The organism is Nostoc sp. DSM 114161 (assembly GCF_052692665.1).
In genome coordinates, this window is sequence record NZ_CP195141.1 from 1,292,428 (window position 1) to 1,307,094 (window position 14,667).

The 14,667-nt window shown below is 42.0% G+C and carries 11 protein-coding genes; 4 read left to right on the forward strand and 7 right to left on the reverse strand.

Going from position 1 to position 14,667, the window contains the following annotated elements; translation table 11 throughout:
• The first annotated feature begins 274 nt into the window (after window positions 1-274).
• The 4 genes from NSTC745_RS05570 (at window position 275) to NSTC745_RS05585 (ending at window position 5,772) form a co-directional block, all read left to right on the forward strand.
• Complete coding sequence (locus NSTC745_RS05570; RefSeq protein WP_445636254.1) at window positions 275-703, forward strand: hypothetical protein; 429 nt, start codon at window positions 275-277, stop codon at window positions 701-703.
• 426 nt (window positions 704-1,129) lie between these two features.
• The gene (locus NSTC745_RS05575) at window positions 1,130-2,305 is read left to right on the forward strand and encodes a hypothetical protein (protein WP_445636255.1); all 1,176 of its coding nucleotides are present in this window, start codon (window positions 1,130-1,132) and stop codon (window positions 2,303-2,305) included.
• Between the two features lie 216 nt (window positions 2,306-2,521).
• Window positions 2,522-3,961 (forward strand): NB-ARC domain-containing protein, encoded by a 1,440-nt coding sequence (locus NSTC745_RS05580; RefSeq protein WP_445636256.1) that lies wholly within the window; start codon window positions 2,522-2,524, stop codon window positions 3,959-3,961.
• On the forward strand, window positions 3,955-5,772 hold the full coding sequence (locus NSTC745_RS05585; protein ID WP_445636257.1) for a tetratricopeptide repeat protein: 1,818 nt from the start codon (window positions 3,955-3,957) through the stop codon (window positions 5,770-5,772). Before NSTC745_RS05580 ends, NSTC745_RS05585 begins: the two co-directional genes overlap by 7 nt.
• A 239-nt stretch (window positions 5,773-6,011) precedes the next feature.
• On the opposite strand, the gene NSTC745_RS05590 is transcribed toward NSTC745_RS05585, so the two are convergent.
• From NSTC745_RS05590 to NSTC745_RS05620, 7 genes are all read right to left on the reverse strand, one after another.
• Window positions 6,012-6,311 (reverse strand): hypothetical protein, encoded by a 300-nt coding sequence (locus NSTC745_RS05590; RefSeq protein WP_445636258.1) that lies wholly within the window; start codon window positions 6,309-6,311, stop codon window positions 6,012-6,014.
• Between the two features lie 45 nt (window positions 6,312-6,356).
• Window positions 6,357-7,847 (reverse strand): catalase, encoded by a 1,491-nt coding sequence (locus tag NSTC745_RS05595; RefSeq protein ID WP_445636259.1) that lies wholly within the window; start codon window positions 7,845-7,847, stop codon window positions 6,357-6,359.
• A 605-nt stretch (window positions 7,848-8,452) separates the two neighbouring features.
• The gene (locus NSTC745_RS05600) at window positions 8,453-9,829 is read right to left on the reverse strand and encodes an alkaline phosphatase family protein (RefSeq protein ID WP_445636260.1); all 1,377 of its coding nucleotides are present in this window, start codon (window positions 9,827-9,829) and stop codon (window positions 8,453-8,455) included.
• Between the two features lie 50 nt (window positions 9,830-9,879).
• A complete protein-coding gene (gene eboE / locus NSTC745_RS05605; RefSeq protein WP_445636261.1) occupies window positions 9,880-11,142 on the reverse strand; it encodes a metabolite traffic protein EboE in 1,263 nt (420 codons plus the stop codon).
• A 132-nt stretch (window positions 11,143-11,274) separates the two neighbouring features.
• Entirely contained in the window at window positions 11,275-12,207 is a 933-nt protein-coding gene (gene eboC, locus NSTC745_RS05610) for a UbiA-like protein EboC (protein WP_445636262.1), read from the reverse strand.
• Window positions 12,208-12,380: 173 nt separating this feature from the next.
• Window positions 12,381-13,310: a TatD family hydrolase gene (locus NSTC745_RS05615; protein WP_445636263.1), complete on the reverse strand. Its 930-nt coding sequence runs from the start codon at window positions 13,308-13,310 to the stop codon at window positions 12,381-12,383.
• A gap of 132 nt (window positions 13,311-13,442) precedes the next feature.
• Window positions 13,443-14,309 (reverse strand): EboA family metabolite traffic protein, encoded by an 867-nt coding sequence (locus NSTC745_RS05620; RefSeq protein ID WP_445636264.1) that lies wholly within the window; start codon window positions 14,307-14,309, stop codon window positions 13,443-13,445.
• Window positions 14,310-14,667: the final 358 nt, after the last annotated feature.

Here is a 14,667-nt window from a genome sequence, read left to right on the forward strand (position 1 = left end):
GTAAAATAGCCCCGCCCATAAGCGGGCGGGGCTTTTGAGTAGTTTCATTCGCTTTTATGAATTTTTAAGTATAATTACTTAATAAGTGTCACTCAGTCCCAACAAGAAGCGATTTTGAGCATCTGTTAATCGGAATATTGTTAGGAAAACCTGATTTAAAGTTGCGAAAATTCAAAGGTCTTGATAAGCTGAAACACTAATATCATAAGCCTTCTGGCGGTTTTATTGTCTTCACATTTCCCCAGACGCCGACGCAACATAGGAGTGTTTTTTAGTGAACGCATCTGAACAGGCAACTAACTTAGAACTCGCCAGCAAGATTGCTACGGTAGTTAATTTGTTCAAATTCGAGTTTCCTGATGCCAAATCTGACCTCAAACCCTGGAAGAACGACCCCCAAACAAGGCAGTTAGTCGATCCGGATTCTATAGATATTGGCTTTCACTTTCCTGGAATTAGCAAGTCTTGGCGAAGTCGCAGCGTATTAATTCAAATCCGATTTTATCAAGATCCTATCAATAATTCACGGCGAGCGATCGGTGTGGAGGTAGCTGGATTCGATCATCGCGGTGAAGCGTGGCGACTTTCTACGGTAGAAAACTGGAGTGTTGTCGGCGCATCTTCGCCTTCTGGTGAAATCGAGGATAAGCTCAAACAGATTTGTCGCCAAATTTTAGAAGTTTTTAATAAGCCAAGTGATTAAAAATTTGTAATTACCAAGACTTACGGAAATGACAAATAAAAAAATATCTACTTAAGACTTAACTCTTGTGGGGTGGGCGTCTCGCCCGCCATATCGACTGGGCGGGTAGGATGCCACTGGTGTCAACTTAACGTGAAACCTTTGTCATGACGTAGTTTTGAATTCACTCATTCAATATCACGATCCGCGTTACCCCACCCCGATTTTGTCTAAAGCCAAAATCGCCCCTCCCCTTGCCAAGGGGAGGGGTTGGGGGTGGGGTAAAACGTATGTGGGATAAGTGTTTGAACTTAAGTTGACACCAATGGCAGGATGCCCACCCCACAATCTTGAATAATTGAATTACGAATTATGTATTACAAATTTAGTAATTATTCTGCGAGCATGAATAATACAGAGGAGAAGCTTTGCGATCGCTAAATAACAATGACCACTGTAATATTTGTACATGGCACAGGCATTAGGGAAGGAGAATACAAGCAAAGTTTTGAGCTAATCGAGCAAAAGATTCACGCCCAGCGTGCTGACGTTAAAGTTGCTCCGTGTCTTTGGGGTGAATTAGGTGCAAAGTTCAATGCTCATCGAGCATCAGTACCCTTGGAAGATGCGACACTGGCTTTATCTCAAGGAGAAGAAGACGCAGATATTATTCTGTGGCGACAATTGTATCGCGATCCTCTGTATGAATTGCGGGTGTTGTCTTTGAAACCGGTTGAGTCAGGAAATCCCTTTGGGGAAGAACCAAGAGATGTTTTACAATCTCGTGTAGCGAGTCTGACTCCGGCGTCTCAACTGCAAACTAAGTTGCAAGAGGCGGGAATTGCACAGGTGTTTGAGGAAGCACGAGAGGCTGTTATCCGCAGCGAACCGTATGAACGGGCATTGCCCACAGTTTCCGAATCTGATTTGAGTGAATATTATGCAGCGATCGCTAGGGCAATTGTGGCTCAAGCAATGTTTCTTAGCGAACTGCAAGAAATATTTCCCCCCATACTCACCGATGCCCAATTGCGCGATGATGTTGTGGAATTGCTGACTCTGGCTTTGACAGAGGCGGAGTTAGGATTGGGTGGCTGGTTGTTAAAGCCGCTTGTGGAATTAGCAAAGCACGGCGGAACAAATTATATCAGAGGAAACCGCTTTCAACTAACTGATAAAATTTCGCCTATGCCTGGGGATATCTTGGTGTATCAAACGCGGGGTGAAAAAATCAGGGCGTTTATCCAGCAACAAATCGAACAAGCAGAACCGCCAGTCGTTTTACTCGCCCATAGCTTGGGAGGTATCGCTTGTGTAGATTTGCTAGTGCAACAGCAATTACCTCAAGTGGAATTATTAGTAACAGTTGGTTCCCAAGCACCATTTTTATATGAGATTAACGCCCTCTACAGCTTAAAATATGGAGAGTTATTGCCAGAAAATTTCCCGGAATGGTTAAATATCTACGATTTACGGGATTTTCTCAGTTACGTTGGTAAGAAAATTTTCCCGGATAGAGTGCAGGATGTGGTAGTGGATAGCAGACAACCGTTTCCCCGTTCCCACGGTGCTTATTGGACAAATGCCAAAACCTGGGAGGCGATTATTTCGAGGTTGCCATAATGGTTTACCCCACCCTAACCCTCCCCTTTACAAGGGGAGGGAACTGGATCTCTTTTTCCCCCCTTTCCAAGGGGGGATTAAGGGGGGTAGAACCCGAATCTAGAAAGAAAATCCGACTTGTGTGTAGGCCGTAGATTCCTTATTAGAGAGGGAGGTTAGGGGATTAGGTTAGGTCATTTTCCATAGGAGGTGAGAAACTAAATTATCATGCAGTTGATGGCGAAACCTGAGCAGACATTTGGGTTAATTGTGGGTATTGAAAAGTACCACGAATCTGAATGGAATGTGCCAGGTGGGGGGCCAGCCGATGACGCGCTGAAATTTGCTCATTGGCTGCATCAGCGCGGCGTACCGAAGGAGAATATTCGGTTATGTTTATCAACACTGGAAGAAAATCAGCAGTTAATTGGGGAATGTGGGTTAAATGTAGAGTTAGCAACTGAGCAAAATATCTCCGATATTGTGACTAACTTTTTATCCTCAAAATCGGGGGATTTACTCTACATTTTTTGGGCGGGACATGGTTTGATTACCTCAGAACGAGAGCGTCGGTTGCTTTGTGCCGATGCAAATAAACAGAATTGGCAGAATTTAGATTTGAATTCTTTATTAGTTTTGCTGGGTTCCGATAAATTTCAGATTCGCAATCATATTTGTATTATTGATGCCTGTGCCAATTATTTTTTAGAGTCGATGGGAAGACCAACTAACTTAGGTGGTAAAGCTTTTTTGAGTGGTCAGCCAAGGCAAGATAGTCAACAATTTGTGTTACTAGCTACGCGGGAAGGAGAAAAAGCTAAGGTAAATTCTGAAAATAAAACAGGATACTTTTCTCAAGCTGTGAGAGAGGCTTTTGCAGCAGCTAATGGGACTTTTCCACCGAATATGAGGGAAGTTACCGAGGCAGTTAAGCAGCGATTTAAGGGTTTAGAGAAAAAACAACTGCCGACTTATTTTTATTCCCGTAGTTGGGATGGAGATATTGAAAAATCTCATTTCAACCCGTTTGATATTCCGCATAATATCCAACAAAGTCAAGCTCGTAAGTTTGTTGGCAGGGATGAGCAAATAGAACAATTGCGTCAGCTATTGCAAGCAAATGATGTTGTGGTAATTAGCGATGCGACCGGACAAGGTGGGGTGGGTAAAACAGAGTTAGCTATTCAATACTCCTGGCAATATTTGGAAGATTATTCTGGTGGGTGTTGTTGGTTAAATCCCCAAGGAACTGATTTAGGAACCCAGTTATTAGAGTTTGCAGTTGTGAATTTACCTAATTTTTATCCTCCTAATGGATTAAGCCTAGCAGGTAAAGTTGCTTATTGCTGGAAGAACTGGCAAGCTGGCAAAGTTTTATTAGTATTTGATGATGTTAAAGACTGGAAACAAATTCAACCATACCTACCACTCAAAGGTTCTCGGTTTAAGGTGTTAATTACCACTCGTCAAAACAGAGGGTTAACATATCCATCACTACCGTTAGGTAAATTGTCACCAGATGCAGCTTTAGAATTATTAGCAAAGCTATTGGGGGATGAATATGTTCAACAGGAGGAAGAGACAGCAAAAGGAATTTGCAAATTAATGGGCTATATACCAATTGGACTTTACCAAATAGCGGCGTATAGTCGTAACCGAGGGGGAGTTTTATGTTAGCAGACATTCTCGCACGGCTACAAAAGCAAGCTAAGCCAAGCGAGTCTGGTGTTGCAGCAGCTTTTGAGTTGAATTGGCAATGCTTAGAACCAGAAGCGCAAAAATTGGCTTGTCTGTTGAGTTTGTTTGCTTTGGCTCCTATCCCTTGGTCTTTGGTAGAATCAGCAGTGAGTTATAGCCATTTGGAATTTGACCTTAAAGCTAACTGTACACTTCTAGTTGAGCGTTATCTGCTGCAAAAATTAGCCGATGACACTTACCAAGTTCACGATCGCATTCAAGAATTACTCCACCGGAAGTTAGAAGATTTGGCTGAAGGTAGTGAACTTAAGCGTGGATTTTGTCAAGCAATCGTAGCTGTGGCGCGGAAGATTCCTCAGACACTCACACAGATAAAAATTGAGCAAGTAACCTTTGCCATCCCTCACATTGCAGAAGTTGTCACAGCTTATCAAGATTGGATTAGCAATCAAGAGTTAATTTCGGCTCTTGTTGGCTTAGGTAGATTTTACCAAGGACAAGAGTCTGGCGAGCAAGTTTTCACTTGGTACGAGCAAGTTTTACCTTGGTATGAACAAAGTTTATTAGCCACAAAAGAACGCTTTGGAAAGTCACACCTCAATGTGGCACACAGCTTAAACAATTTGGCATTACTTTATGACTCCCAAGGACACTACAGAGAAGCCGAACCTTTGTTCATTCAAGCATTGGAGATGAAAAGACACCTGTTGGGAGAATCTCACCCGGATGTGGCACAAAGCTTAAACAATTTGGCATTACTTTACCGGACTCTGGGACGCTACAGCGAAGCTGAACCTTTGTTCATCCAAGCTTTGGAGATGAGAAGACAGCTGCTGGGGAAATTAAACTCCAATGTGGCAAATAGTTTGAACAACTTGGCAGGACTCTACCGTTTGCAGGGACGCTACGGCGAAGCCGAACCTTTATTCATCCAAGCTTTGGATATTAAAAAACGCCTACTGGGGGATGAACACTCAGATGTAGCCAACAGTCTGAACAATTTGGCATTACTCTACCGTTCCCTGGGACGCTACACAGAAGCAAAACCTTTATTCATCCAAGCTTTGGAGATGAGAAAACGCCTGCTGGGAGAATCTCACCCAGATGTAGCACAAAGCCAGAATGATTTGGCATTACTCTACCGTTCCCTGGCACGCTACAGAGAAGCGGAAACCTTGTTCATCAAAGCTTTGGATACGAGAAGACGCCTGTTGGGAGAATCTCACCCAGATGTGGCACAAAGCCTGAACAATTTGGCATTCCTTTACTCTTCTCTGGGACATTACAGCGAAACGGAACCTTTGTTCATTCGAGCTTTGGAAATGAGAAAACGCCTGCTGGGGGAATCTCACCCAGATGTGGCACAAAACTTGAACAATTTGGCATTTGTCTACTCCTGTCTGGGACACTACAGAAAAGCCGAACCTATGTTCATCAAAGCCTTGGAGATGACAAGACGCCTGTTAGGGGAATCTCACCCGGATGTGGCACAAAGCTTAAACAATTTGGCAGGACTTTACCGTTCAGAGAAACGGTACAACGAAGCTGAACCTTTGTTCATCAAAGCGTTGGAAATGAGAAAACACCTGCTGGGGGAATCTCACCCGGAGGTGGCAATTAGCTTGAACAATTTGGCTGCATTCCACTGTTCACAGGGAAGGTATAGCGAAGCCGAACCTTTGTACATTCAAGCTTTAGAAATTGCTGAATGGCAGCTAGGAGAAAACCATCCCAATACAATAAACATTCGTGAAAATCTGGAATACTTGCGGTGGAATCGTCAGCCTTGATTTAAGAGAATGGTTGCTTTTGTCTTGCCTTGGTTTCAGCAATTTAGGTAATCTGCAACGGCTGTATTACCTACCTGGGATTGAAATCTTAGTCTAAAAATTAGACACAATCTCTGATTATACAATGCCATAGCAAATGCAGTGAAGCAAAATAATACGATCGCAACCCCCATAACTACTTCTCTAAGATATGCTTTGTGAAGAGAGCGATCGCGATCGCTGTTAATATTTTTGTTTATCTAGTTAATGAGGCTCTGAACTCCATTAATGAACCTCGGAACTCCATTAATGAGCCTTTGATACTCATTAATGAGCCTCTGAACTCCATTAATGAGTCTTTGATACTCATTAAAGAGTCTTTGAACTCCATTAATGAGTCTTTTAGCTGCATTAAAGAGCCTTTGAACTTCATTAATGAACCTCTGAAATCCATTAATGAGCCTTTGAACTCCATTAACGAGTTTGTTTTCATTTATTAAATCCCCGACTTCTTCAAGAAATCGGGGATCTAAATTTACCTTAAGTACGTAACCTAGCATCCAGGTTTTTGGTGCGTTAGCCTACGACATAACACACCTACGAAACTAAAAAATTGCAACTTCAGCATGGTTGTCGAGCATTGCAGGATCGATCGCAATACCTAACCCTTGAGCGACACTAAGACCATAGGAGACATCTGCTCTAAAAAAGTGGCAAAGTTGGCGCATTTGGACATCTTGCTTTGCTTGGCTGAGGCTACCAACGATATTTTTGACAAGACGCTCTTGCTGTTCGGGAGTCATTAACCGATAGAGGTCGCCTGCTTGAGTATAATCGTCGTTTCCTTCACGATGATTGTAGCGATCGACCGTGGTATCCCCTAGATGGGTGGGTGGTTCTGCATAGGCTGGATTTTCTTTCGGCGTACCTTCAGCACTATTCGGTTCGTAGTTGGGAGCGCTACCATTGTTATTTCCCAAAGCCATGAAGCCATCTCGCTGGTAATGTCTCACTGGACATTTGGGCTGGTTGACTGGTAGTTGCTGATAGTTACCACCCAAGCGATAGCGTTGAGCATCTGGGTAAGAAAAGATCCGAGCTTGAAGCATTTTGTCTGGGGAGAAACTAACGCCAGGAACCACCGCGCTAGGACTAAAAGCAGCTTGCTCAACTTCGGCGAAATAATTCTCTGGGTTACGATTTAGCTCTAATATCCCGACTTCGATCAAGGGATATTCTGAATGCTTCCAAACTTTTGTCAAGTCAAAGGGATTATCGCGATGTTTTGCCGCTTGCTCCTCGGTCATCACTTGAATGCAGAACCGCCATTTGGGATAATCTTGTTGAGCGATCGCTTCAAATAAATCGCGAGTTGCATGATCGGGATCTTCACCCTTAATCTTGGCTGATTCTTCCTCTGTCAAGGTTTGATGTCCTTGCAAAGTCTTAAAGTGAAATTTACACCAAACGCGATCGCCTTGAGCATTAATCAAACTAAAAGTATGGCTACCAAAGCCGTCCATGTGTCGATAGGTTTTCGGAATTCCCCTATCTGAAAACAAAATCGTCACCTGGTGGAGTGATTCCGGACTCAGCGACCAAAAATCCCATTTGGCGTTGTGGTCTTTACAATTCGTTTGGGGATTGCGCTTTTGGGTATGGATAAAATCAGGAAACTTCAGGGGGTCGCGAATGAAGAAAATCGGAGTATTGTTTCCTGTAATATCCCAGTTACCTTCTTCTGTGTAAAACTTGATAGCAAAACCTCTAGGATCGCGCTCCGCATCTGCTGAACCCTTTTCTCCACCAACCGTAGAAAAGCGCAGCAAAACCTCTGTTTTCTTACCAATCTCAGAAAAAAGCTTGGCTTTTGTGTAGCGTGTAATATCATTAGTAACCGTAAAAATACCGAAAGCTGCCGCACCTTTGGCATGGACAACTCTTTCAGGAATACGTTCTCTGTTGAAATGAGCCAGCTTTTCTAACAGGTGAAAATCCTGTATTAATACAGGACCACGCGCCCCCGCAGTAAGTGAGTTTTGGTTATCCGCAACAGGAATACCGTCAGCAGTTGTCAAGTTTTGCGGTTCTGTCATAGGTTGAGAACTTCTCCATTAAGTTAGTGAAATTGCCCACAGTATATTTTAGTCAGTAGATAAACGGATGCCTACTGATAAAATTTAATAAGTCATAGTCATTTCGAGTTTATATATTAAGCATACTCGAAATGACTATGAATTGCCAAAAATTTTTTTGTATTTTTACAGGATTTTTCAGGAAAATGAGCTGCGCGGGTAGAGGCAAAACAGCTGTACATTGGTATCAACTGAAGCTCAAACGCTTATCCCACACGCATTTTACCCGACCCCCAACCCCTCCCCTTGCCAAGGGGAGGGGAGGTTTTGCGTCAGCAAAGCCGGGGTGGGGTAACGCGGATCTTGATGCTAAGTCAGAGTATTGAATATCACATCTTTACAAGGGTTTCACGTTGAGTTGACATATATGACAGCTGTAAAGCCCCTACAATAACCTGTACCTCACGCCTGCTGGAATCTGCTGTATTATTTGTAGAGGCGGACAGGTATCCACCCTCTACTATAAATCTATCGCAGCTATTTTGTGAAATGCTATGTAAATAGGATTAAGGACGGGATTTTTGATTAATTTAAGGCTTTATAGCGCAATAACCCTGTATCTTCTGCTAATGCCAATTCAAATGTTTGAGAATCAACGAACAAACATCCGTCGCCTCAATGATGTCGCTATCAACTAGGTGAGTTTGATGGGTGATAAATAGCGGCCCTTCATTTCCAGAAGTGCTAATCTGACCGTGAGAACCACGCACTAAAGAAGCATCCAGAGGAATCACATCCATGAGGTAGCGAAAACCGAGTTGTTTCTTAAGTAGCTTAAGAGCAATTTTTCCTTGAGGAAATTTAATTTGTGGATCGAGGAAAAGTTCTACAGGATCGTAACCGGGTTTGCGGTGGATATCGACGGTTCTGGCAAAATCCGGGGCTTTGTTATCGTCAAGCCAATAATAATAAGTAAACCAGGTATTCGGCTCGGCGATCGCCACTAACTCTCCAGATCTGGGATGATCGAGATGGTAGGCTTGTTTACCTTGTTCGTCTAATACTTGAGCTACACCTTCAGTGGCTTCTAAAAGCGATCGCACTTTTGAAATGTAGGCTGGATCGTTTACATATACATGAGCAATTTGGTGATCTGCTACAGCAAAAGCAATACTACCACCAAAATCGAGCAGCTCTCGCCCCAATTCTTCCCGAACCGCAATTAAATTATTTTCCCGTAAGACGCGGTTCAAATGTACTGCTTTGTCAACAGGAGTAATGCCATACTCAGAAAGAATAATTACCTGAGTATTTCGTGCTTGATAATATTCAATTAACTCCTGACAAACACCATCAATTTCTTGTAAATCTGCTTGGATATGTTTTTCATCGTGACCAAATTTTTGCAGACAATAATCTAAATGTGGCAAATAAACCAGTGATAATGTAGGGCTATACCGTTCCTCAATCCATTTTGCAGAATTGGCAATCCATTGGCTAGAATTAATTGAAGTTTTTGGCCCCCAAAAATCAAATAAAGGGAATTGACCTAAATCAGATTGAATTGGCGATCGCACATCACTAGGATGGGTATAAATATCAGGTAATTTTCTGCCATCCGCAGGATACATTGGGCGCGGTGTAATCGCATAATCCACCGAAGAATACATATTGTACCACCAAAAAAGGTTGGCACAAGTGAAGTTGGAATCTATTGATTTAGCAATTTCCCAAACTTTGGGAGCCTGTACTAATTTATTAGATTGTCGCCAAAATTTTACTTCACATTCGTCTCGAAAATACCAACCATTAGCAACAATTCCATGTTCATTAGGCAATTTTCCTGTTAAATAAGTAGCCTGAACAGAACAAGTTACAGCAGGTAGCACTGTTTTGATTGGAACTACTTGGCCTTTAGCAGCCCAAGTAGATAAAAATGGTGTGTTTTTTCCCAATAAACTAGGCGTTAACCCTACAACATTTAGAATAACGGATTTTTTCATAAACTTAATTCCCTCTTAATTTGCAGTAAGTTATATAAAGATTTAGGAGCTTAGGTATAAAAATATTCTGAATTCTCAATTCTGGATTCTGAATTCTTGTTTAGTTCTTTTAATACCCATTCATATTCCCGCTGAATAGAAGTCAGTAAATCTATTTTCATTTCTGATGGCAATACATCCCAAGTGTAAGTCTCGATTTCTAAATACGAGCACGCATTATTTGTTTGAAGTAGATGCAAAACAGTAGCAATATCTTCTTGCGTAGACTGCAAGATTTGATAATCATGAATAAAAATCGGAACATGAAAATGAGTCCGCCATTCTTCAGCTAGAGATTGTTCTAAATGTGGTAATGCATTTATTAAGTCAGGATAGTGATATAGCGTACCATCGCTACGACGTTCGATTACTTGATGAAGATAGGTAGATTCTGCAAAAGGACGCAAACGTTCGACTATCAAACTACGCTTCTCAACCTCAGCAGGGATTTTTACTTGAATCGCCGCACTGATTTGAACCTTGCCAATTTTAATTCCTGCTGATTCTAAACGCGCAAACACAGATTGTGGTTGCTCGTATTCAACTGAAAAATGGCAGGTATCATAACAAACGCGGATATGTTCTAGCAATTTTGCTTCAGCTAAATTTTGTTCGATATTTAGTTTTTCTGATAAATAATTACCGCCAACTGGCAATAACCAATTTTGAAAAAAATCAATTACTTCTGATGTATTCTCAATTAATCCATCGGGTTCTGGTTCTAAATCGATATGTAATAATTTTCCTGTTTCTTCCCAGATACGGATTGTATTCTCAACAACTGATGCTAGGTTTAAACAACTCTGTTTGATAACCGAATCGCGAGTTTTTTGACCTTCGCCCCACCAAGGTTTATAAGATAACGGCAATGTAGAAATACCGCCATCAATTCCTTTGGGTAATAAAGTTGCTAAAATCTGTGTAAGATTGAATGTGTAGTCTACTCGTTCTTGTGTAGACCAATCTGGTGCATAAACTCCATCTTTTACTACTTGTCTGTGAAATCCTCCGTAAGGAAATCCATTTAAGGTAAAAACATATAAATCTTGTTGGCTTAACCATTCTTGAAATTGAGCCAAATTATTATTTTCTAAAAGTTCCTTGGCAGCTATATCTGCTAACCTCAAACCAATACCAAAGGGTTTTGTTGGCGATAAACGTGATTTGAGTTCGGGAATATATTTTTGTAGATTTGCAAACACCTCTACCCAAGTTTCGCCAGGATGAATATTGCTGCAATAAGTCAAATGGAAGTTGTTGTTTGTAATTTTCATCTTTATCCTCTATTTTATTTGCACGCTCCAGACGCAGAGTACCAGAGAGGTTTTTATAATCTGAATGATTGCAAAACATTGTACAAAACTCAATCCTTCTCTCAGCGCCTCTGCGTCTGGAGCGTGAAAATTTTAAGTAACAGCAAAGATTTTTGCTAACTTCATAGAAATTGGGAGCAAAATCAGGACTGCTAAACCGTAATACAAACCCGCAAAACCAGATGCAACAGTCGCGTCTAAAACAATTAAAGACAAAACACCTATTTTCACGGCATTGCGGATATTTTCGGCTAAAGGTTCGCGTGCAGCTTTGACAAAATTAGGCAATATTCGGATAGCTAAGAAAATAGCGAATGGTAATGCTGCGATCGCTGTATACTCTGGTAATATTCCTAATGCTAAAACTGCCGTCAAAACTATTGCAATCAGAACTAGTGCTAAGACTCCTGTAATCTTCTTTCCTCCGTGAACTTCGCCCTGACTAATTGCGGTAATAGCAGCAATATAAATAACAGGAATCAGCGTTAAATACCAACGTTCTTCTATGATTGCTGGAACAGCACTTACACCTAATAATAAGTTACTGCCACGGCACAAACCCATATTCAGCGGCCCAAAAAAAGGATGATGTTTGGCAAGGGAATTATACAGCAGTGCTGAGAGAGCAATAAAGATAGCGATCGCACCACTCAACCAGGATACTTGAAAAGCGGCTCCAATACCGATGGCAAACAGTATACTGCCTAATAAAATAGCATTTTTTAATGACACCCGACCGCTAGGAATTGCTCTATTTGGTCGTTCTTCTGCATCTAAATCAGCATCAAAAACATCATTAAAAACAATACCGCCGCCATATAAGCCTGTTGTTGCTAATAACAACCAAGCTAATGGAATTAAAACTGCAAAATTGGCGTCACCATTGATTAATTGAGCGAAAATAATCCCAGAACCAGAAGCAGCAAACCCAACCAAAATATCAGCCCAAGCAGTCACAATATTAGCCGGACGCATCAATTCAAAATAGCCGCGCCAACTTTGAAATTTCAAGCTTGCAACATTCACTTATCTGTCTCCCTAATACTATGGATTTGAGATTTGGGACTGGGGACTGGGGAGTGTGGGGGGGACAGGGAGGAAAGATTTTTTCACCATCCTCCCACACCTCCCACACCTCCCACACCTCCCACACCTCTCAATGCCCCATGCCCAATGCCCAATGCCCTATTCCCAATTTTCTATTCAATCAGCACTGAAAGTGAATTGATACCGGGTTCTTGCCCCCGCAACACAGAGTTACCATTAAATAGCTGACGCTGGTCGATGGATTGAGGATTGAGCCAGTCTGAGGCTTGCATCTGCCCGGTTTGGCTGTAAGCAGCTAGAGCATTTTCGTAACAAACTGCTCGTACATGTTCTTCAGGAATGCCTCTTTCTAACATTAACTGGGCCGTTTTTGGCACTGCCAATGGATCGCTAATTCCCCAATCAGCACTACTATCAACAATGATGCGATCGCATCCATATTTACGAACAACTTCCACCATCCGAGCGTTACCCATTTTTGTTTGGGGATAAATCGTAAAAGCTGCCCAAAAACCACGTTTTAATACTTCTTCAACGGTTTCTTCGTTGTTATGATCGATAACTACTTGTGAAGGATCTAAGCCATATTCAATACACCGCTCCATACTCCGAATTGCACCCGCTTTCTTATTACGATGAGGAGTATGAATTAGTACTAACATATCGAGTTCTTTGGCTAATGCTAATTGTTGACAAAAGTACTTATCTTCTGCTTCTGTCATATCGTCGTAGCCAATTTCGCCAATGGCAACAACTCCCTCTTTACAAGCATAAAGCGGTAGCAGTTCTATCACTTCTGCTGCCAATGCTTCATTGTTAGCTTCTTTGGGATTTAAGCCGATTGTACAGTAATGCTGAATACCAAACTGATTAGCACGAAATCGTTCCCAACCCACAAGACTGCTGAAATAGTCTTTGAATGTGCCAGCGTTAGTTCGGGGTTGTCCCAGCCAAAAAGCTGGTTCGATAACGGCGACAATGCCATATTCCCGCATTACCAGATAATCGTAAGTAGTACGGGAACACATGTGAATGTGAGGATCGATAAACATCATAAGTTGAGGAAATGGGGCATTGGGCATTGGGCATTGGGCATGGGCAGAAGAGGCGGAGGGGCAGAGGTGCGGAGGGGCACAGGAGAAAGAACTTATACAAAAATTCTCCTTTGCTCCCCTGCTCCTCTGCTCCTCTGCTCCCCATCTCCCCAGTCCCTTTCAGCGATCGCTGCTAAAACTATTCCAAGTTAGGTTACCCTGTTCTATGGATGACTGTAAATCTGGATAATGGGAGAGTAATACTTGCGCTTCGGGTAAACCGGATTCAGCACAAGCTAATGCTGCTGCTTGTTGTTCGGCTGTATCGCCGTTCATCAAGACTTTTTCTAAATCTGCGATGATTGCACTATCGGCATATTTACCTACAGGTCGCCAAAGTTCTGGGGTAACTGGGCGTTTAGCAGCCCAACGCTCATGGGCATAGTCTGTCAACATCTTCGCTAATTCTGGGTTAGCACGACGATCTAGACCCCAAATTAGATGCAACGGACTACCGACAAACACAGCTTTCAACACCATTTGATTCCAAGCGGCATTATCTAAATAATTGGCTGGATATGGATTGCGTAGTGCTATGGCTTGGAATACGTTGCTCATATTGCTGCGAATTCCCTCAGCAGCACGCTGACGGTGTAATTCTGGATGTGGCAATAGGGGTAAACTCTGATATAGTGCAACTAACTCGCCCATATCGGCGCTAGAGAAAACTTTATCAAGCGATCGCACATAAGCCTCGGCATCATCATGGGGCAAAGCTAAAACCAAGAGCGTGCGACCTGCTTGATGTACGCTCCAATCAGCAGGATTCCAACCGGGAATTGCCTCCTGCGCTGCTTCCAAATCTTGGGATGTTAGCTGCAAATTCTGTTTACCCAGATAACGCGGCACAGCACTAAAAGCTGTGAAAAACACTCGTTCAGCACCACCACTAGTAATCTGTGCCTGCTTCTGCTCCAGCCAATCAATACCGGACTGGGAAACAGACTGTAGTAACCACTGATGTAGTAACTTGTTTACTTTACTCACGATCGATTTCAAGAGAAGTTACCCAACTTTTTTTTGGTGACAACTATGTATAATTTCTAGCATTAAATTTGATACTTTGTTTTTCAATCAGTTATATAGTATATTACTTAGCTAATAACTTCATTGAATCTATAAAATAGATATAATTTGGATAAGATACTGTAAAGATCTGATTTTAAATCGATAAAACCCTAAGTTCGCTTCCGAAAAAAAATTAGATTTTTGTGTAATAATGATGATATCAACTGTCAAACTTAGATATAAAGTCTAAGATATATTTAAGTACAGCTATCAAGAAATTTGTAACCAATTGTCATTCTGAAGCTTTATTCGACAATGAATAATAGCATCATCAAGC

What these genes read in the sequence shown, in the direction of transcription:
- NSTC745_RS05580 (WP_445636256.1), top strand. Translation starts at nt 2,522, where the DNA reads ATGGCGAAACCTGAGCAGACATTTGGGTTAATTGTGGGTATTGAAAAG.
- NSTC745_RS05615 (WP_445636263.1), bottom strand. Translation starts at nt 13,310, where the DNA reads ATGCCCAATGCCCCATTTCCTCAACTTATGATGTTTATCGATCCTCAC.
- NSTC745_RS05600 (WP_445636260.1), bottom strand. Translation starts at nt 9,829, where the DNA reads ATGAAAAAATCCGTTATTCTAAATGTTGTAGGGTTAACGCCTAGTTTA.
- eboE (WP_445636261.1), bottom strand. Translation starts at nt 11,142, where the DNA reads ATGAAAATTACAAACAACAACTTCCATTTGACTTATTGCAGCAATATT.
- NSTC745_RS05595 (WP_445636259.1), bottom strand. Translation starts at nt 7,847, where the DNA reads ATGACAGAACCGCAAAACTTGACAACTGCTGACGGTATTCCTGTTGCG.
- NSTC745_RS05590 (WP_445636258.1), bottom strand. Translation starts at nt 6,311, where the DNA reads ATGCTAGGTTACGTACTTAAGGTAAATTTAGATCCCCGATTTCTTGAA.
- NSTC745_RS05575 (WP_445636255.1), top strand. Translation starts at nt 1,130, where the DNA reads ATGACCACTGTAATATTTGTACATGGCACAGGCATTAGGGAAGGAGAA.
- NSTC745_RS05585 (WP_445636257.1), top strand. Translation starts at nt 3,955, where the DNA reads ATGTTAGCAGACATTCTCGCACGGCTACAAAAGCAAGCTAAGCCAAGC.